This window comes from Sediminispirochaeta smaragdinae DSM 11293 (assembly GCF_000143985.1).
Lineage (GTDB): Bacteria > Spirochaetota > Spirochaetia > DSM-16054 > Sediminispirochaetaceae > Sediminispirochaeta > Sediminispirochaeta smaragdinae.
This window is the reverse complement of sequence record NC_014364.1, coordinates 520535-540626: the sequence shown is the minus strand read 5'-3', so window position 1 is coordinate 540626 and position 20092 is coordinate 520535. Positions and strand designations below refer to the sequence as shown.

Annotated in this window: 17 protein-coding genes; 5 read left to right on the top strand and 12 right to left on the bottom strand. The window is 49.2% G+C overall.

Annotated elements, in window-relative coordinates; translation table 11 throughout:
• Positions 1-4 precede the first annotated feature (4 nt).
• The 5 genes from SPIRS_RS02645 to SPIRS_RS02625 all read right to left on the bottom strand — a co-directional run bounded on the left by SPIRS_RS02645 (position 5) and on the right by SPIRS_RS02625 (position 4981).
• Positions 5-613 (bottom strand): hypothetical protein, encoded by a 609-nt coding sequence (locus tag SPIRS_RS02645; RefSeq protein ID WP_013253131.1) that lies wholly within the window; start codon positions 611-613, stop codon positions 5-7.
• 32 nt (positions 614-645) lie between these two features.
• Entirely contained in the window at positions 646-1353 is a 708-nt protein-coding gene (locus SPIRS_RS02640; protein ID WP_013253130.1) for a FadR/GntR family transcriptional regulator, read from the bottom strand.
• A gap of 114 nt (positions 1354-1467) precedes the next feature.
• Positions 1468-2445 carry a YbgA family protein gene (locus SPIRS_RS02635; protein ID WP_013253129.1) on the bottom strand — a complete coding sequence of 326 codons (978 nt, stop codon included), beginning with the start codon at positions 2443-2445 and terminating at the stop codon, positions 1468-1470.
• Between the two features lie 20 nt (positions 2446-2465).
• The gene (locus SPIRS_RS02630; protein ID WP_013253128.1) at positions 2466-4352 is read right to left on the bottom strand and encodes an iron-containing alcohol dehydrogenase; all 1887 of its coding nucleotides are present in this window, start codon (positions 4350-4352) and stop codon (positions 2466-2468) included.
• A complete protein-coding gene (locus SPIRS_RS02625; RefSeq protein ID WP_013253127.1) occupies positions 4349-4981 on the bottom strand; it encodes a hypothetical protein in 633 nt (210 codons plus the stop codon). The genes SPIRS_RS02630 and SPIRS_RS02625 overlap by 4 nt, the downstream gene beginning before the upstream one ends.
• Positions 4982-5097: 116 nt before the next feature.
• Here SPIRS_RS02625 and SPIRS_RS02620 point away from each other — a divergent pair, with 116 nt between their 5' ends.
• On the top strand, positions 5098-5787 hold the full coding sequence (locus SPIRS_RS02620; protein ID WP_013253126.1) for a TrmH family RNA methyltransferase: 690 nt from the start codon (positions 5098-5100) through the stop codon (positions 5785-5787).
• Between the two features lie 95 nt (positions 5788-5882).
• Positions 5883-7979 carry a methyl-accepting chemotaxis protein gene (locus tag SPIRS_RS02615; protein ID WP_013253125.1) on the top strand — a complete coding sequence of 699 codons (2097 nt, stop codon included), beginning with the start codon at positions 5883-5885 and terminating at the stop codon, positions 7977-7979.
• A 173-nt stretch (positions 7980-8152) separates the two neighbouring features.
• Here SPIRS_RS02615 and SPIRS_RS02610 read toward each other — a convergent pair whose 3' ends face one another.
• From SPIRS_RS02610 to garR, 6 genes are all read right to left on the bottom strand, one after another.
• The gene (locus tag SPIRS_RS02610; protein WP_013253124.1) at positions 8153-9352 is read right to left on the bottom strand and encodes a pyridoxal phosphate-dependent aminotransferase; all 1200 of its coding nucleotides are present in this window, start codon (positions 9350-9352) and stop codon (positions 8153-8155) included.
• Between the two features lie 84 nt (positions 9353-9436).
• Positions 9437-10408 (bottom strand): tripartite tricarboxylate transporter substrate binding protein, encoded by a 972-nt coding sequence (locus SPIRS_RS02605; RefSeq protein ID WP_013253123.1) that lies wholly within the window; start codon positions 10406-10408, stop codon positions 9437-9439.
• Between the two features lie 39 nt (positions 10409-10447).
• Positions 10448-11935, bottom strand: coding sequence for a tripartite tricarboxylate transporter permease (locus tag SPIRS_RS02600; RefSeq protein ID WP_013253122.1), 1488 nt, complete (start codon positions 11933-11935; stop codon positions 10448-10450).
• Between the two features lie 12 nt (positions 11936-11947).
• Positions 11948-12424: a tripartite tricarboxylate transporter TctB family protein gene (locus tag SPIRS_RS02595; RefSeq protein ID WP_013253121.1), complete on the bottom strand. Its 477-nt coding sequence runs from the start codon at positions 12422-12424 to the stop codon at positions 11948-11950.
• Between the two features lie 27 nt (positions 12425-12451).
• A complete protein-coding gene (locus tag SPIRS_RS02590; protein ID WP_013253120.1) occupies positions 12452-13372 on the bottom strand; it encodes a dihydrodipicolinate synthase family protein in 921 nt (306 codons plus the stop codon).
• Between the two features lies 1 nt (position 13373).
• On the bottom strand, positions 13374-14258 hold the full coding sequence (gene garR / locus SPIRS_RS02585; protein WP_013253119.1) for a 2-hydroxy-3-oxopropionate reductase: 885 nt from the start codon (positions 14256-14258) through the stop codon (positions 13374-13376).
• Positions 14259-14920: 662 nt separating this feature from the next.
• On the opposite strand from garR, the gene SPIRS_RS02575 reads away from it, so the two are divergent.
• Positions 14921-15706, top strand: coding sequence for an IclR family transcriptional regulator (locus SPIRS_RS02575; protein WP_013253118.1), 786 nt, complete (start codon positions 14921-14923; stop codon positions 15704-15706).
• Between the two features lie 631 nt (positions 15707-16337).
• On the opposite strand, the gene SPIRS_RS02570 is transcribed toward SPIRS_RS02575, so the two are convergent.
• Complete coding sequence (locus SPIRS_RS02570; RefSeq protein WP_041865958.1) at positions 16338-16640, bottom strand: hypothetical protein; 303 nt, start codon at positions 16638-16640, stop codon at positions 16338-16340.
• A 541-nt stretch (positions 16641-17181) separates the two neighbouring features.
• Between SPIRS_RS02570 and SPIRS_RS02565 the strand changes: the two genes are divergently transcribed.
• Both SPIRS_RS02565 and SPIRS_RS02560 read left to right on the top strand, forming a co-directional pair.
• Complete coding sequence (locus SPIRS_RS02565; RefSeq protein WP_013253117.1) at positions 17182-18402, top strand: DUF3798 domain-containing protein; 1221 nt, start codon at positions 17182-17184, stop codon at positions 18400-18402.
• A gap of 85 nt (positions 18403-18487) precedes the next feature.
• Entirely contained in the window at positions 18488-20089 is a 1602-nt protein-coding gene (locus tag SPIRS_RS02560) for a sugar ABC transporter ATP-binding protein (RefSeq protein ID WP_013253116.1), read from the top strand.
• Positions 20090-20092: the final 3 nt, after the last annotated feature.

The following is a 20092-nucleotide window of genomic DNA, read 5'->3' as shown; positions in this document are numbered from 1 at the left end:
TCTTCTATGGCAGAATATCCTTTTTTTCCCGGCCCCGTCCTGATTCAATCATCCGTTTCAAACCGTAAACAAGAAAAAGGGTAAGCCCTTTATCAACAAGATTGATCGGAAACCGCCCCCAGAAACCTGCCCAGAAAGGGCTTACCCCGGCGGACATGAAACCTATTATCAAATAGTCGCTGGAGTGACCGCTTATGCCATGATACAGTAGCGCTGCTATGGTAGAAGAGGTCAAGGTATTTGCGAAGGCAATGATCGCCACGGCAATGACAACATCGACAATTGTGACAAAATTGTTCCGCCGAAGCAGCATATAAAAAAGGACAAGTACCACAAGATGAGAAAAAAGGAAGGGAAAGAAAGCTACCTGCCATGAAAAAAAGAGGGCTCCGATAAGATGGGTGAAAAAAGCCGTAAAAAGAGCGGGGACCAATCCATATAACAAAATGACTGAAAAGGACCCTATGGTATTGAGATAGAGAGGGGAATCAAAAAGCAGATTGAGGCGGATAAGCAGGATGTTCAAGGCAATAGCCAGGATCATGGCGATGCCGGAATATACGATTTTCTTCACCCTGTACAGCCGATGCTCAATGATTCTCCTGGTATCCATACCGGTTTCCCGACGGCCACCTATCAAGGCGCCTATACTGCCTTATTCATCGTCAATAATCCCTTCATTTCCCAGGCGGCATCTTCCCCTTTTCCTTCGACAATGTTTGCCAATAGAGCCCGATGTTTGTCGAGGATCGGACGAAGATCAAAACGCTTGCCATAAAAGCGGGAAAGAACATTGAGATAAAGGGTTCTGAAACTGTTCATCAGCATTTGATACACGATATTTTCCCCGGCAAGGGCTATGGCGTGGTGAAAAGCATAATCTGCTTCAGCGATGACTTTTCCCCTCCAATCAACCGATTCGGCAACCTTAACTTCCTGCCTGAGGGCGGCCTTAAGTCTGACTATGCCTTCGTTACTTCGCCGCAGAGCCGCGAGACGAGCCATTTCGGTCTCAAAAAGAAGACGCATCTCCGCCATGCCACTGAGGATATCGGGCCGCAGAGAACCGCTTGCGTACCGAAAAAGGGAAGAGAGAAGCTCTGAGGAGCCAGTGGTTCGAAAATCATTCACGATGCAGCCCCGTCTCGGAAGAATCGTGATGAATCCCCGGTTGGAAAGCTCCACCACACTTTCATGAACAACGGGCCTGCTGACCCGGAGCATACCGGCGAGCGCCCGCTCGGAAGGAAGGCGATGGCCACTTGGGAAGTCGCCTGAGATGATACGTTCTTCAAGGTAATTGATGCACTGCTCTTTTAGGCTTTTTGCTTTACGAGGGATACAATCGCCCATGGCTCCTTCCTTCCGGGAAACGGCTGATGGTTTTTCGTTATTGGGCCATTGTACACTGGCATACAGGGAAAAGGAAGGGGAGTGTTCCGAATATTGGTGATGTCAGATGCAGTATTATCGGTTCCTCCCTTTTCCACTATCGGTTATCTCTACAAGATCTGAGGGAAAAGGCGCTATGAGACTTTGTTCCAACAAATAGTCGTTGCCGAACCGGAGAGCCCATCCAACGAGAAGATGGACGATCGTGCTTACCGGTATTCGCTCGTCACGATACTCTTCCAGTGTGTCGATGAAAAATGACCGCTCGGCCGGAGAAAGTTTGTCGGAAAGACCGCCGAACGCGTGTTCAAAGGCATTGATCATGGCATTCGGTTTCGGAGGTTTGGAAAAAAGTCGACCAAGGGAAACTCGGTATTCTTCGGTCAAGTACTCAAAGCTTTCCGATCCCGCCCGTGCCACGAGTTTTCCCATCTCCCGCATGATGCGCTGATTATATGCAAGAAAAAGCAATTTATTTGTTGTATGAAAACGCACAAGATCTTTCGCTCCGGCTCCGGGACGAAGCACAGAGTCTCGAAAGGATGCAAGAGTAAAGAGAAATGTCAAAAAGTGTTCACGAATGGTGAAGTTCCTCAGTCGCCCTTCCTCTTCTATGGGACAGCCGAGAAAACGATGGACAACCTCACCGCCGAAAAACCCAGCGCCGATCTTCGAAGTTCCAGGCTGATATCTGCTCGTAAAGCGTTTGACACCCCAGGGGCCGCAGGACGGGCTCTTCGCCTTAAGGATAAAACCATCCACAGGACCCAGAGCATCGAGATAGTCTCCGAGCCATGCCTCCATGGCGGCGGCATAGTCATTTTCCGTTGCAGGTTGATAGAGCATCCGGCGCCCCTCCTCCTCGACAACTCGAATCGGTTTACGAGGAACTCCCAGCCCGATGGCAAGCTCGGGACAAGCCGTCACGATATCGGCGTGGGATTTCAACAATTCGACGCTTCTGTCGATAATCTTCAAACCGTTGTAACGGCAAGCATCAAAACCAAGGCACCGGGAAACAAACAATTTCGGCCGTGGAAAAGTTTTCTTCATATCCCTATCTTCGTCCTTTTTTATGAAGCGTGCAACGAACCCCCCTCATAGGCGGCCTTAAGAACCCGAAGAGCATCATCGTAATCAAGTTCCTCAGGGTTGTAGAGCACAGATCCATCCCCCTGCGAGAGCATTGCTATGCGGGGAAGATCCTCCTCCCTTACCAAAGGCGTGCCCTCCCTGTCTCGGATTTCTGAAAAGGAACGGGGATGGCGGCCTTCCGTTATGCGATGAAGCTCTTCGTTCATGCGACGGACCTCGGCAATAAGGGCAGGCCCGGCCGGCGATGAAGAGGTCCCGGTCAGGGCTTCCAGGACAGGACCCAAATCACCTCCGATACGAGAGAGGTTGTACTCGATTCCTAAGGGCAGGAGTATGGCCATAGCCATTCCGTGATGTACTCCGCATGCAGCCCCTACCGAATGCCCCAGGGAGTGGATCATACCAACCATGGAATTGGAAAAGGCAAGCCCAGCCAGATTACTGGCCTGCGCCAATGCCGTTCTGCCGGAAACATCGTCGGGATTGGCAACCACATGCAAAAGGTGTTTTCCTATAAGCGAGATTGCCGTCAAGGCATGGCGATCGCTGACAGGATTGTGGCCCAGACAAAACCACGCCTCTACGGCGTGGGTCAACGCATCCATCCCCGTGGCCGCAGTAAGAAAAGGCGGTAAGGATGAGGTCAGTTCAGGATCAAGGAGGGCTATATCAGGCTGGAGAAACGGGCTGGTATACAGTAACTTTTTCCCTTCGCTATGATCGGCAATAACCGCAACCAGGGTTGCCTCACTCCCGGTCCCACTGGTACTAGGCAAAGCAATAAGGGGAGGCAGGCGGCGGTTTATCTTACCCGCTCCGGCAAAATCGGAGAGACGTTCCCCACCATAGCCGGCAAGGATATTCACCCCCTTTGCTGTATCAATAACAGAGCCACCGCCAACCGCAACGATGGAATCACAATGACTCTCACGGTAGCGGTAGCCAAGTCTGCGTACCGTCTCTATGTCGGAGTCGCTCGGAATGGCGGTATCGACAACAGCAGGAGGGATACCGGCCCCGGAAAGAAGCCTCTCCACCCGTGCAGTCAAACCGGCGGCTGCCACTCCCGGATCCGAAAGCAGCATGGGTCGGGCCCCTCCTGCGTCCGCAAGAAGCTCAGGCAGTTGGGAAAGTGCCCCGTGTCCCGAAACGACCCTGCCCCGGCCGGTAAATTCGAAGTACGCAGGAACCCGCTTAGCCGGGAGGATAGAAGAGGGGGAGTCGTTTGCAGCAATAGGACAAGAGGAGAGTTCCCAGACAACAAGGGAAAGGGCCTGCAGGTAGCGCTTCATAACAGAGGAATGGGCAGACAGGGAACCGGCCCAGAGATCGTTTCCGACATGTGCCCACACCTGTCCATGTAAGGAACAGGAAGAGGTATCGGCCAATCGGTTCTGTTTCGCAGAGAATTTATTTCCGCACCCATCCCGAAATAGACGGGGATCAAGGATCGCCACATCGACATCGGCGACGGCTTCCTCGCTCATATGTCCAACACCACTTCCGCAATAGCTTCCGCAAGGAAGCGCAACAACGGGAAGCGCATCCGTTCCCTGAAGGGCAATACGGCGTGCGGCCGAGAGTGCGGGGAAACCGCCGACGGCAACTACTCCGTCGCACTCCTTCTCCAGGAGCATATCCTTCAATTGTACCAGTTCAGCATCCCCCACCGCTTCAGGCACGCATACCAGCAGAAGCTCACGGAGCTCCGTCCCTCGGCGAAGAAGACGTCGAAAAGAGGCTCCAAGCTCGGGGGAAAGCAGGAACAGGGGGCGAAAAGAGCTTCTGGAGGCCAGCTCTCCAGCAAGAGTGTCCAGGGCTTTTAGGCCTGCATTGAGTTTTGTCGGGTTCCGAAAGTCCTTCACCGATTGCCCCCTCTTCCGAAAAAAGTTCCCAGATAGATCGATACCCTCAACCAAAAGAGCCCGGAGGGTTTCCGGTAACGCTTGACCGCACGCCTGGCCAGACAGCCGGGAAGCAGTAGCGTCTCGAGACGGTTCAGGGCACGCACAATCGCACAGGTTTCGGGAAGCGGTCCGTCCGTTGCAAAGCGATCCCTTGCCATACTGACTGCGGTCCCCTCCCTAAAGGTGAAAAGCAAAACAGCAGAGGCAAGGGTTTTCACCCGCATGATCAAGGCAAGCTTCCGCCCTCTCATTGCAGCAGCTCCCCCGAGATAGGAGGCTGTTTTGTCCCTGTTTTTAACCACAACCATGGCCGGTCCTTTCTCTGCGACCTGAAGTGCAAAGCCAAAATTCTCCGGAAGAAATTCCAATTCTTGTTGAATTTCCCTATCACGGAGGGAGGCAGAGGCAAGGGCCCGCCCCAAAAACCAGAGAATGAACGAACAATAGATTCGGGAGAAGAGGCGACGTGAGGATCGCAATCGATAGAGATAAAAGCCGTCCCTCCGCTTCCGAGCCGCAGGAGAGATATTCCTCGACACGTTTTTATCCGGTCCTTTCCCCGCTACATGGCCGATTTCTTTATACACCGCCCCGCTCCTTTGCCAATCAGGTATGGGAAAAGCCTAATTCTCAAAGGCCCCTGCGTCAATCCACCGCCTCCCGTCTTGCATCATATGGGAAAGATACGATAACGTGTTCAGCCATGAGCGAAGCAAAAAGCGACGAAGCCCTTATTGCATATCTCAAACAGTTCGTCACCACCAGGCGATGGGAACGTATAATCTCGATTCTTGAAGAGCGTACTCGATATATCACCGTCGTGCTTGAAGACATCTATCAGCCGCACAACGCCAGTGCGGTCCTTCGCAGTTGTGAAGGCTTCGGAATTCAGGATGTCCATGTAATTGAAAACCGAAACCGGTTTACTATTTCCAGCGGGGTGGCACTCGGCACAAGCGGTTGGCTCGACATCCACCGCTATCGGGAAGAAGGAGCAGGGAATACCCTTAAAGCCGTTCATGAGCTAAAAGCAAAAGGATATCGGATTGTGGCAACAAGTCCTCACGCCCAAGATATCAATCTGGAAGATTTTGACATATCGGCAGGAAAGAGTGCCTTTCTTTTCGGTAATGAGCTTGAAGGAGTAAGCCAAGAGGCAATGGCCCTTGCCGACGAATTCATGAAGATCCCCATGCGCGGCTTTGTAGAGAGCTTCAATATCAGTGTCTCTTGTGCCATTGTGCTTCACCATCTCAGTTGGAAACTCCGGGAGCTTGATCCAGCCCTCTGGAAGCTTAATGAAGAAGAAAAAAGCCAGATTCTGCTTACCTGGCTCAGAAAGAGCGTAAAGAGCGCCGATTCCTTGGAAGAACATTTCAGACAGCAGCAGTAGGCAAAGTATAAGAGCTATTAGACTTTTTCATTGTCTTTTATTGAAAAGAACCATACCCTTATCTACTATTATAGTGTTAAGGATAGGAGGTGGCCATGAAACTTAGCATAGCAACCAAGATCGGCGGTAGTTTTGCCATAATGATTTTATTAGCGCTCTTTGTAGGGGGCGTGGGGATCTTCTCGCTTGAACGCTACCGTAGGAGCGTGGATTCGGCTACAAATGCGCATATGATCAACGAAATGATTCTCGAAGTACGCAAAACGGAAAAGAACTACCTCCTAAGAAAAAATAGTTCGGATATTGATCTGCTGAAAAAACAGATGCAGGGAATTACCTCTCTCGCCGAGGAAACCGCTGCCATACTGGCGGATAAAGAAAACAAAGCACTCATGCGTGAAGTTGGCACCGGCGGGGAGGCTTATAAAAAGGCGTTTGATGAGATGACTGCCAGTATCGACAGGGAAAACCAGGCAGTAGGTGTGTGGGTCGATGTAGGCAATATTTTCACCGATACCACCGACAGGATACAGAACTCGGTTATAGCCCCGAAGGTCGCCGAAGCCATGCAATCCAGAGACTTCGACACTCTCATGAAATGGCAACGCATTGAAACCTATCTCGCCAATTCCGTTATTGCAAAATTCTGGCAGGTACGCTATCACGCCCTGGCCTACGCATACACAGACAAGAGCGACGAGAGGTGGGAACAATTCAATACGGTCATCGATGAATTCGAGGCAAATCTTACCAGATGGGAAGAGATCAGCACGGGCGAAGAGCAGATAGGCTCGGCCGTTACAGTTATCAGAAAGGCTTTAGCCGATTACCGGGAGGCTTCCCAAAATTTCAGAAACGAGTCATTAACCCAACGAAAGCTGGAAGAAAGCCTTGTAGAGTCTGCACGATCAGGGCAGGATCTGATCCAAAAGGCATTGGATAATCTCGAGGCCGACAGAACCAATGCACGACTCCAGGCCCGTTCGCTTACCCTAACCTTTCTTATTATCGTCCTGCTCTTCGGTGTTATCCTCGCCATTCTCATCACCCGCTCGATAACCATAGCAATGACCCAGGGTGTGGCATTTGCGAAGGAGATCGCAAAGGGAAACCTTAGCGCGAGGCTATCTTATAACAGCAAAGATGAAATTGGTGCTCTTGCCGATGCCATGAGGGAAATGGTGGCTAAACTCAGGGATATTGTTCAGGATGTCAACTCCGCTTCGGAGGGAGTGCGGACCGGGAGTGAAGAAATCAGTAGCGCGGCCCAGCAGCTGAGCCAGGGGGCAACGGAGCAGGCATCAGCTGCCGAACAGGTCTCTTCATCAATGGAAGAGATGAGTTCCAGTATTAAACAGAATGCCGATAACTCAACCCAGACCGAACGGATTGCAAAAAAAGTTGCCGAGGACGCGGAAACAGGTGGAAAAGCGGTATTCGAAACGGTAGCGGCGATGCGGCAAATCAGCGAGAAGATCCAGGTTATCAACGAGATCAGCCGCCAGACAAACCTTCTTGCCCTCAACGCAGCGATTGAGGCAGCAAGGGCGGGAGAACAGGGCAAAGGCTTTGCCGTGGTTGCCGCCGAGGTCCGCAAGCTGGCGGAAAGAAGCCAGAGCGCGGCATCGGAAATTATCACCCTAACGAAGAACAGCGTTTCTGTAGCAGAAGATGCGGGAAAACTCCTCGAGCAGATCGTGCCGGAAATTAGAAAAACAGCGGATCTTGTTCAGGAAATCAGTGCCGCTTCGGGAGAACAGGATTCGGGCGCAAGCCAGATCAACCAGGCAATTATCCAGCTTGATCAGGTCATTCAGCAAAATGCAAGTTTCAGCGAAGAATTGGCATCCATGAGCGAAGAGCTCGCCGGACAAGCTGCAAACCTTTCAGACACGATCTCCTTTTTCTCACTTACCGAGGACCGGTCGGGAACAAGAATAGAGCAGAAGAAATCCTTGCCTTCTCCCCCCAAAAGCATCACTGCACCAAAGAAAATAAAGAAACCTGCAGCCAGAAAAAAAGAGCAAACAGGCATTGTCCCGGCAAAACCACAGCCTTCCCAGGCAAAAGAAAAAGCGAAGGATAAGCAGGAGACGAAACCGGTAACAGGTATTCCAATGTCGGCAATATTGGGAGACAAGCCCGTCCCCGGAGGGCCAGATAAACTCGATGATGACTTCGAAGAGTTCTAAGAGGGTGTGAACACGAACATCGGCCCCACTATAAGAGGGCCGATGTTCATTACTTTGATACGAAACAAGACCTTTAGGATGGCCTAATCAGACGATTGCGTTCATGACAAACAGGACCCCCTGGTCCGCCCCACCATGAATAGTTCCGTTGAATACAAACTTTTAATGGTTCCTCATTTGGCAAGAGATCCGACAAACCTGCGGATACGTTCTACCCCTTCCCTAATGTTCTCCTCTGAAGTTGCAAAGGAAAATCTGACAAACCGACTGGCAGAGGGGGAAAACCCGATGCCGGGAACCACTGCTACATGCCTTTCGGCAAGTAGTCTGTCGGCAAATTGGCTACCGTCCACCCCTGAAGACGACACATCTACAAAAACATAAAACGCCCCATGAGGTACGGAAAAACGCAATTGAGGAATTGTCGATAATCCTTCAAGCAACAATTTCCGTTTCCTGGAGAATGCTGCAACCATAGCTCTTCGGTCGGCCTGGCATTCTGCTGAAAGCATAGAACTTGCAAGTCCTTCCTGGATGAAAGTCGGAATGCAGGTGGATACATACTGATGGACCTTCAACATGGTAGTGATGACAGATGGAGGTGCGGCGAGATACCCGACCCTCCATCCGGTCATGGCAAAGGATTTCGAAAATCCATTCATGACGATGGTTCGCTCCCGCATTCCGGGAAAGGTTGCAATGGAAACACAAGGAGTCCCGTCATAGACGATCTCATCATAGATCTCATCCGAGAATACGATCAGATTGTAGCGTACCGCAATCTTGGCGACTTGCTTAAGCACATCAGGAGTAAAGATGATTCCCGTAGGATTGCTCGGATTATTGATGATGAGCATTTTCGTCTTTGGTGTAATGGCTTGTTTCAAGGCTGTAATGTTTATCTGAAAAGAGTCTTCCGCACGTAGAGGCAATTCCACAAACCTGCCACCTGCCATGGCAATATCATTGCGGTAATTCATGAATGACGGGGTCGGGACAATGACTTCATCCCCTTTATCCAAAAAGGCGAAAACTCCGTCAAAAATAGCCTCCGCACCACCTACGGTAACCAAAATCTCCGTTTCCGGATCATACTGCAGTCCCTTTTGAAATAGCAATTGCCCGATTGCCTTCCGAAACTCCACCGAACCCCGATTAGGGGCGTAGTGGGTGAACTTAGCATCCAAAGCTTGTTTTGTCGCTTCCACAATACATCGTGGGGTATCGAAATCAGGTTCTCCAATCTGAAACGGAATGACTTGATGGCCCTGCCGTTCCAGTGTCCGCATTTTTTCCATTACCTGACGTACCGGGGAGAATCCAACCGAATGGAGATGTTCCGGCTCGGCGAACAACTGCTTATTCGTTTCCATATGTCTTCCTACACTCCTCATGCAAAGTAATATTCCATAGGAGAGGGTCTCCTATGGAATGGTTTCCGTCAAATCAGAGGTTCATTATTTTCCTGTGGAGAATTCATCCTTGAAAGCCATAAACTTGTCGCGTTCCTCCTTTAAAAGCTTTAGAGAAGTGTCGATGTCGGCGACATAAGGAAACTGTCCGTATGCTTTGAAGATCTCTTCGGCGTACTCAGGGTTTTCAGAGACAATCTTGCAGGCAGCATGGAACTTCTGCGCAATTTCCGGGTCTGTCCCCTTGGGAAAATACATCACGTAGGTGATATCATAGGCAAGGTCAATCCCCTGCTCCTTCATGGTAGGATAATCCGGATAGGCTTGTGCACGTTCAGAAGCTGCGGAACCCAAAATCTTGAAATCATCGTTTTGGACATAATCTTTGATAGTTCCCATTGAGTTGAACATGGCATCGATATGGCCACCCTTCAGGGATGCAACCCGTTCGGAGGAACTGCCGGCATTAACGATATTGAATTGGGCGCCGAGCTTTTTCAATACTGAGGCTGCATAATATGTAGTCGCACCGGTATTCGCCGCCAACTTGTACTTGTTGGGTTCTTCCTGCGTCAAAGCGATCAATTCCGGAGCGGAATCAGCAGGAAAATCGGAACGGACCGTCAGATATTCGCCGGAATTCTTGCCGACGATACCAGCGCACTCAAACGCCTCATATCCGAAATCGGTCAGAGACGAAGCTTCATTCAACGCGAGGGCGACATCGCCGAGGAAGACTGTGTACCCGTCGGGCGTGGCATTCTTGGCTTCGGTTGCACCGATCGATCCGCCGCCACCATCGACATTCACCACAACAATGGATTGTCCAAGCACATCCTCCAGGTATTTTGCATACACACGTGCATTAAAATCACTGTCGCCGCCAGCTCTGAACGGAACAATCATTTGGATCGGTTTGGAAGGCCAGTCATCTGTCCCTTTTTCTTTCTGGCCGTTTGCCCATACCGAAGTCAGACAAAGTACAAACACCGCGACGATCATCAATCTTTTCTTCATATTCATCTCCTTTCAACCGGTTTTTCCGGTAAGTTGCAATTAAAAGGCGCCCCGTCTCCGTCTCTTTGAAATCCCGAACCCCACAGAAACAATGGTCAGTACCAGGAAGGCCAGTGCAATAGGTTGTGTGAGGAAGGGCAGAAAACTTCCCTGCGAGTACGACAAAGCCCTTCTAAAATTCAATTCGAATATCGGGCCAAGCACAAATCCAAGGATCAACGGGGGCAAGGGATAATCTGACTTTTTCAGAAAGTATCCGACGATGCCAAAACAAATCAGTACATAGACATCAAAAAGCCGGTTGTTCAAGCCGAAGGCACCTATCGCGCACAGGATAAATACGATCGGGAACAGCAGATGTTTGGGGATCTGCAAGATCTTTACAAACAGGTTGATTCCAAACAACTCAAAGAGCAACATGGCGATGCTTGCAAGAATCATGGCAAAATAGACCGCATAAACGATATTCCCATTCTGTTGGAAAATCAGGGGACCAGGGGTGATGCCGTTGATAATGAAGGCACCCAACAACAGTGCTGCTGTGGAATCACCGGGAATGCCCAACGTCAGCAACGGAATGATTGTCCCTCCGATGGTCGCATTGTTCGCCGATTCTGTAGCGACAATACCGTCAGGAATACCGGTCCCGAACTTTTCAGGATGCTTCGACTGGTTCTTCGCTACCGAATATGCAAGAATATTGGATGTTCCGTTCCCGATTCCCGGCAGAATCCCTAATCCTATGCCGATAAGTGCACTGCGGGTGGCATTCCAGATCTGCCCAACAAAGTCTTTGAAGGAAAAGCCGAATCCGCGGATACTCACCTTACCGATCGCACTGGTATCAATCTTATTCAACATCCTGCTGTTTTCTGCTGCAGCAAGAATTTCAGGGATCGCATAGATGCCGACCAATACAGTCAAGATGTCAAATCCTGATCGGAGATTCACCGTACCGAACGTATACCGTGTTACTGAATCGATGGGCGCCATCCCAACCGTTGCAAAGATCAGTCCAATGATACCGGTGATAAGCCCTTTCACCAAGTTTTCCGCAGACAAGGTGATGATCAGAGAAAGGGAGAAAATTGTCACCGCAGAGTATTCGAATGGTCCAAATTTGATGGCTAATGCAGCAAGTAACGGAGATATCAACACCAATGCCAGGACACTCAATACAGTACCGAAAAAACTGAACACAACCCCATATCCAAGCGCCTTACCTCCTTCCCCATTGACCGCCATAGGTCTTCCATCGAAACAGGTTGCGATGGAAGCCGGGGTACCGGGGATGTTCAAAAGGATCGCAGGAATCAAACCACCCGAGATTCCACCGATATAAAGGGACATCAACAAGGCAATACTGACAACAGGCGGAAGGCTGTAGGTCACAGGAATAAACATAACGATGGCCATAGTGGCAGTCAGTCCGGGAATGGCCCCGAAGATGATTCCTACGACCGTCCCAAGAAGAATCCAAAGGAAACAGACGGGAGATACCACCGCCAGAAAGCTTTGTAGAATCATTATTCTTTCCCCCTATCCAAGAATCCCATGAGGCAACACCAACGAGAAAACCCTGGTAAAGACCAAATAGACGGCAACCGAGAACACAACGGAAACGATGGATATCACAATATAGTTCCGTTGCTTCTTCGGAATCAGAACCAATGCCTGGAAAAACACAAAGGCAATCGTGGATAACAAGAATCCCAGTGGTTTCATTCCGGCAGCATAGGCAAACATCAGCAGAAGGGTCAGCACCACGGGAAGATATCCGACATGTCCGACCATGGAATCCTTGTCGGAAACGGAGATAGCATTAGCTTTTCGAATACCGGAAACGATTTGGACAGAGCTCAACAACAACAGCAATCCACCGAGAATCCGAGGAAGGAAACTCGAATCGACTGCGGCATCTCCATATTGCCGTATGGAAAATGAAAGTATGAAATAGATCAGGCCTGCCATGAAAATGATTACGGCACTGACCACGTCTTTATATTTTCTATACATCTGTTCTTCCTTCAGCCATTCGGCACCCTATGAAGAAGTTCCGTGCTCAGCCAGCAGAAACCCGTTGTCTTTAAGACATTTGCCCAACTGGGCCATAATCGGTTCAGGAGAACATTTACTGGGCAACACTGGTCTTCCCACTTCATGCCCCAAAAGATTGGCATAATCCTTTGTAGCAACCGGAAAACTCGACTTGTCCATCTGCAAACGAATTGGATTGAGTCTCCATTGTGCTTCCAAGGATCCCTGACAATCTCCGGCAATAAATTTCCGGTAGATGGAACAGACCAAATCGGGAAGAAAATTTGCAGTTGAACACACAGCACCTACAGCTCCTGCACACATTCCCGAATAGATCAGAGTATCTTTTCCGCTCATCACTCTGAATCCCACATCCCGGTTTCTTCTGATGAATTCAATGGTCTGCGTCATATCCCCGCTACTGTCTTTCATACCGACAATATTCTCGTAGGTATGGGCAAGACGCCATACCATATCCTGACTCATTCCATAACCGGTACGTCCGGGATTGTTGTACAGCAACATGGGTGTACCAGAAATACTCTCCGCAATTGAAGACAGGTGAGTCTCCAACTCATCCTCCGTCGGTTTGAGGAACATCGGTTGCAAAACCGATATCCCATCAACTCCCAAGTCCAACCCCATTTTGGCAAGATTGATGCATGTACTGGTCCGGATGGCCCCGATGCCCATATATACGGGAATACGCCCGCGTACCTGGTCTATGAGGACTGACAAGACAAACCGCATCTCCTCCTGACCGAACATGTAGAATTCACCGTTCGAGCCAAAGGCAAGAATTCCATCGATACCTCCGTCAATCATGAAATCAATTTGATTCCGCAAAGCCTGCTCATCAATCTGCTCGTCTACGGTGACAGGAGTCACGATGGGAGGGATGATCCCTTTGATAAACTCCGAATTCACATTATGCTCCTATGGTCGTGCCCGAAATCTTAGCATAATACTTTGCCAAACCGCTGTGATCATCCTGTCCGCATCCGTCGGCATGGAGCATTTCAAACATTTCCTGGACAGAAGTGGTCAGGAACAACGGGGAACCGATGTCGTGTCCGGTTGCAATGGCATTATTCAAGTCCTTGATGTGTAGATCAATCTTGAACCCAGGTTTGAAATCTGAAGCAATCATCATAGGAGCCTTCGCCTGCATAACCGTCGAGCCGGCAAGTCCTCCTTGAATGGCTTCAAACACTGTCTGAGGATTCACCCCGGCTTTCTTTGCAAGGGTCAAGGCTTCAGCAAGGATGGCAATATTTCCGGCAACGATCATCTGGTTTGCCAGTTTTGTGGTATTTCCCGCACCGATGTCGCCACACAGGACAACCGAAGCGCCCATACATTCAAGCACCGGTTTCACTTCGTCAAACAGTGCCTGCTCACCACCTGCCATAATGGACAGGGTACCATCCACGGCTTTGGGTTCTCCACCGGAAACGGGAGCATCCAGCATTCGTACCCCTTTCTCAGCACATGCTTTTCCGATCTCCTTGCTTGCAAGCGGGGCGATCGAGGACATATCGACGTACTTAAGACCGCTTTTCGCTCCAGTCAAGACGCCGTTCTCACCCAAAACGACACTCTTCACATGGGGTGAGTTTGGGAGCATGGTGATGACCAGGTCGCTGCCTGCAGCAATGTTTGCAGGACTCGTTCCCCGATAAGCGCCAGCCTGTACAGCATCGTCCATATTTACAGCCACAATATCATATACAGTTACTTCGTAGCCCGCTTTCAACAAATTCCTGACCATAGGCTTGCCCATAATCCCCAAACCAATAAATCCAATCTTCATATTTGTCCTCACTTCAAGTCAAGATACTGTTATTTTGAAAAAACAGATCAGCTATTTGAATTTAAAATGATTATAAAGCAGTTTTTTAAAATTTGTCAAATAATTTCTTAATTTTTATAAGTATTTTTGATTTTTTAGAACATATCTTGAAACTATAAAGGAGAGCCGATTCAGAACTTGGCTAATATGTCGAATAGGATATTTTCGCCAATTCTTGAAAAACTTCAGAAAAGAATCAAAAAGACCAGGGGACAGCATCCATTTGATTACGTTATGCTGTTCAAGATCCTTGTGCTGCAACTACAGGATCAGTACTGCAAATTCCTGAAAGAACTATTAGAGGAAGAGTGCAGAAGAATAATCCGCTTACGGAAACACAAAAAGAAAAAACAATAAAAAGTCAAAGCTTTGAGTTCGAGGGAGCATATATATGAACCGTTCCATATAGCAACAAAAAGCATAGCCATGAGGGAAAATGGTATTTGGAAAACTGTAGTGACCCCGGCTATTGATATGGGTAACTTTGTTATGAATTCGATTTATACCTCGAAAACTTATTTCGGGCGGTTTTTAGAGGTACCCATATAAAATTTTTATATTTCTTATTCCTATCCAAACTTTTTTTTATAGTGTATTATAAATTATTGAAAGGGAGCTGTACGATGTCATCTGACGCTGACAAATATACAATCAAAGCTGTTGAACGCAGTTTTGAAATTTTGGATTATATAAGTGAACGCAACCATCCTGTTTCGTTTCAGGAAATCACCGGAGCCCTCAATCTAAACAACAATATGGCGTTCAGACTCCTGGCATCTTTGCAGAATTCCGGATATCTGCAGAAAGACGAAGGATCGAATTGTTATTTCATTTCCCTCAAATCACTTAAACTTTCCCGCAATGCCCTTCGATCCATCGAACTGAGGAAAATCGCCTTTCCATACATGGAAATGCTTTGGAGCCAATATCCGAATGCAAACATCAACATAGCCGTATACTACCAAGGCGAAGTTTTGGTCATCGACCGGATCGACAGCCAGAACCTTCCCCGCACATACTTCACCCCCGGTAGGGTATTACCGTTCCATTGCTCGGGATTGGGCAAAATCCTTACCTGTACACTTCCCGAGGAGGAAATTAACCAGCTGATAACGGAGAAGGGACTCAAGCAATATACAGTGCATACCATCACCTCTCCCGAAGCACTCAAACAGGAGTTGATAAAAGTTAGAAAGGAGATGGTGGGGCGTGACCGCAACGAATTTATCTCCGGCGACAACTGCACCGCCGTCCCCATTTTCGACAAAAACAGGCGTATCATCGCCGGTCTAAGCGCATCAGCTCTTGAAAGCTACATGAGTGCCGAGGAAATCGACCAGATGTTCCCAAAACTGCAGGAGACTGCACATCGCATATCTGCAGTCATGGGCTATGACGATATCATTTAAATAGTTCGGGAGAAACTAAGGGGAGATTACAGTAACGCTCTCCTTGTTCCTTCCTTTGTATTGACTCTGGAACCCCTTACTGGTTGTCTTTTTTAAACAAAGCCCGACCTGCCCATTAGAAGAATATTTCATACGAACAAAGACAGGTCAAATCGTTGGGGATTCCGACGGCTCGCGACAAGCTTTTACAGCGATTGGTGAAGAAAGTAATTTGCTACTATACTAATACGGAAGCGAGTATTTTCGAGGATCCCAATGCGGTAGTTCCACTCGCCAGGATCTGTATGGGGACCGTCGGATAACGGCGTTTTTACCACGGCTATATACTCGAGAACCTTACCTTCATGGTATAACATTACCATATGGGAAATGAAATATGGCTATCGCCTGGAATCTGAAGAGAGAATGCCCCCGAGATTAAGCGACAAAACTTCTGATCTTATTTTTGTAACTCCTGTAGATGGTTGTCAACAATCATTGGTTTTAAAGAAAAAACCGAAGGATCAATATCTTCAGCAACGAAACGAAACATCTCTACTGGCGATCCCTTCTTATAAGCATTGTCTCTTCCATAATTGAACCACCGTTGATAGGCATCAGCTTTCTTTAAAAAGTCCAGACGGGTGGAGAACTATTCACAGGCACACAATTTATCTTCAATAAGTCTATGGGAAGTCTCAACATCGCTTTGCCACGTTTTCGCTCCCGGTGAAATCGTTCTGTGAACAGATTGAAACCCCTTCGCGATGGCGTTGGTAAAGGCTGATTTCTCTATCGAGTTCCAGGGCGTTGTAAACTCTGTCCCATTGTCAATTTGGAATACCGTCTTTGAGAGATCCACGCCATAACGCTTGAGATGCCCTCCCAGACGCAGGAGAAACAGCGTGGTATTGGTGTAGTACAAAGCCCCGTAGAACTCAGGAATATCATCCATATACTCGATTCGACCTGAATCTTCTCAAAGGCAGCCAATCTCTGTTTGATCCAAACAACAGAGATACGGTTGTTATTCTTTTCGCTGTTTTGCAGACATCCTGGATTTTGAAAGACCAGTAGGGAAGCATTTTATTCGGAGAGTGTACTGGCCGCTTGCTTACATCCTTCAGTCCCGGCTTTTTGTTGTTGGTGTGGCTTTGAACTCTCTGACTGTTGGCTTGATCCCGTGTTCCTTGGCATATTGGACAATATCCATCCTGCATGGAACTGGATTATTACTGTTACGATAGAGATCGTAGTATGAATACATTGGGTCCACCCTTGGGTGTTGCTTGTGTTTCCCAATGCTACCCGGAATCGTTGATTCAGGGTAGCGGGGGGAGATTTTCTCTTTTCTCTCTCCACACAATATTCTCCTTTCTCTTGACGGACACTACTCCCGTGGTAAAATGGTTCTTAAGTCTGCGTATTACTTCGTTTTACGAAGGTGCGTCGGTTCGACGCAGATATCAAAGAATAGAAAAAGGAGAGAGGAGAGGATGAAGAAAAGTCTTATTATCCTTGCCTGCTTACTTCTGGCGACCGGTATGCTATTTGCCGGCGGGAACCAGGAGCAGGCTGCCGCAACAGGCAGCGAAGGCGCCGCATTTCATATCGGCGTCGTAACGGGAACGGTTTCCCAGTCAGAGGACGACCTGCGTGGGGCCGAACGGCTCATCGAGGAGTACGGTGCCGTCGCCGATGGAGGAATGATTCAGCACATCACCTATCCTGATAATTTCATGCAGGAAATGGAAACCACCATCACCCAGATCGTGGGATTGGCGGATGATCCACTCATGAAAGCAATCGTGGTCAACCAGGCCATCCCGGGAACCACCGAGGCTTTCCGCCGGGTAAAGGAAAAACGATCAGATATCCTTTTGATCGCAGGTGAAGCCCACGAAGATCCTCTTGTTATCGAGAGTGCTGCAGACCTTGCGGTAAACAACGACTTTGTCGCCCGTGGATACCTCATTATCCATACTGCCAAGGAGATGGGTGCGAAAACCTTCGTCCACATTTCTTTTCCTCGCCACATGAGCTATGAGACCCTGGCACGCCGCCGGGCCATCATGGAAGTGGCCTGTAACGATCTCGGTCTGAAATTCGTCTTTGAGACCGCTCCCGATCCGACCAGCGACGTCGGTGTTGCGGGTGCGCAGCAGTTTATTCTTGAAAAAGTTCCGGCCTGGGTTGATAAATACGGAGAGGACACCGCTTTTTTCTGTACAAACGATGCCCATACCGAACCTTTGCTTAAGCAGTTGATCGAATACGGCGGCTCCTTCGTCGAGGCAGACCTCCCGAGCCCCCTGATGGGCTATCCCGGAGCCCTGGGAATCGACCTTTCCGCCGAACAGGGTGATTTCCCCGCCATTCTCAAAAAGGTTGAACAGACCATCGTCGAGAAGGGAGGAACCGGCCGCTTTGGAACGTGGGCTTACTCCTACGGCTATACGACGACCGCAGGCCTCGGCGAACTGGCAAAGCGTGTCATAGAAGGCAACGCCAAGCTCACCAGTCTTCCCGATCTGATGAGTGCTTATAATAAGTATACGCCCGATGCACAGTGGAACGGTTCCTTTTACACCGACGCAAACACCGGGGTTCGGGCCAAAAACCATGTTCTCATCTACCAGGACACCTACGTCATGGGAAGGGGTTACATGCATACGACCGATATCAAGGTTCCGGAAAAATACTTTACAGTAAAGTAAGTTCTCTTTCTTGCATGTGGAACAATGCAATGCGATATCTCGTCGGCTTCGGCGGGATATCGCTTCTTCCTATAGGAGCAATCCAATGAACACTACGCCGCTTCTTGAGCTGCGCTCGATAACGAAAGACTTTTTCGGTAACCAAGTGCTCACCGATGTCAGCTTCAATCTTGAAAGGGGAGAAATCCTCGGGCTGGTCGGAGAAAACGGGGCAGGAAAAACCACATTAATGAAGATTATCTTCGGAATGGGTGTCATCCGTGAAACCGGTGGCTACGGTGGGAAAATACTTCTTGAAGGTGAAGAGGTTTCCTTCCAGAGCCCTTTTGACGCCCTCAAGGCGGGAATTGGTATGGTACACCAGGAGTTCAGCCTCATTCCCGGCTTCAGTGCAACGGAAAACATTCTGCTTAATCGAGAATCAACTCGATACAACTTTCTTGTTGAAATTTTCAACGACAGGATGAGAACTCTGGACAGAGAGGATATGCAAAAACGGGCACTGGAAGCTATTAGGCTTCTCGGAATAGACCTCGACGAAAATATGCCTGTGAGCGAAATGCCTGTCGGACACAAACAATTTACCGAAATCGCCAGAGAACTCGCACGTAAACAGATCAAACTTCTGGTACTTGACGAGCCTACGGCTGTCCTCACCGAATCGGAGGCCGAAATTCTGATCTCGGCGGTACGCAACCTTGCAAAGCGAGGGATTTCAGTCATCTTCATCAGCCACCGGCTGGATGAAATCATCGCCCTTTGTGATAAAGTCGTGATTCTGCGGGACGGAGAAATCGTAGAAGAAAAACATGTAACAGAAACAAGTGTTGAACAGATTGCCGAGGCAATGGTAGGCAGAAGTCTCGAAGGTTATGCACCGGTGCCGAGGGAGTCGGAACTCAAGGAAGAAGCGGTCCTGGAGGTGGCGCACCTCTGGGTCGACATGCCGGGAGAAACGGTCCGGGATGTGAGCTTTTCGGTACGAAGCGGTGAAATATTCGGAATAGGAGGCCTGGCAGGTCAGGGGAAACTCGGTATTCCGAACGGAATCATGGGCCTCTACAAGGCCGGCGGTATCGTTACATTCGAAGGGAAGCAGGTCCTTCTCAACGATCCCAATGCGGCTTTAATGGCGGGGATGAGCTTCGTCAGTGAAGACAGACGAGGAGTAGGCTTACTTCTCGAAGAGCCGCTGGACTGGAATATTGCCTTTACGGCAATGCAGACCCAGGATCGCTTCATCAAACCGATCCTGGGCGGTCTCATAAAATGGCGCGACGACAAGGCAATCGAAGAGCTTGCCCAGGAATACATAGACTCACTCCAGATTCGCTGTACAGGCCCATGGCAACATGCGGTGGAATTATCCGGCGGGAATCAACAAAAAGTCTGCCTTGCAAAGGCCTTTGCAGTGAAACCGAAGCTGCTTTTTGTATCCGAACCCACCAGAGGCATCGATGTCGGAGCAAAAAAACTGGTTCTCGATACCATCCGCCGCTACAACAGGGAAAACGGAATAACCGTTATCATGGTATCTTCGGAGCTCGAAGAGCTTCGGAGCCTCTGCGATCGTATTGCCATTGTCGATGAAGGACGGATCGGAGGAATCAAGCCGGCTACCGAGAAATCGACAGAGTTTGGGCTGATGATGGTCGGCCGCAGTCGACGCGCACAAGCCGAGGTATAGCAC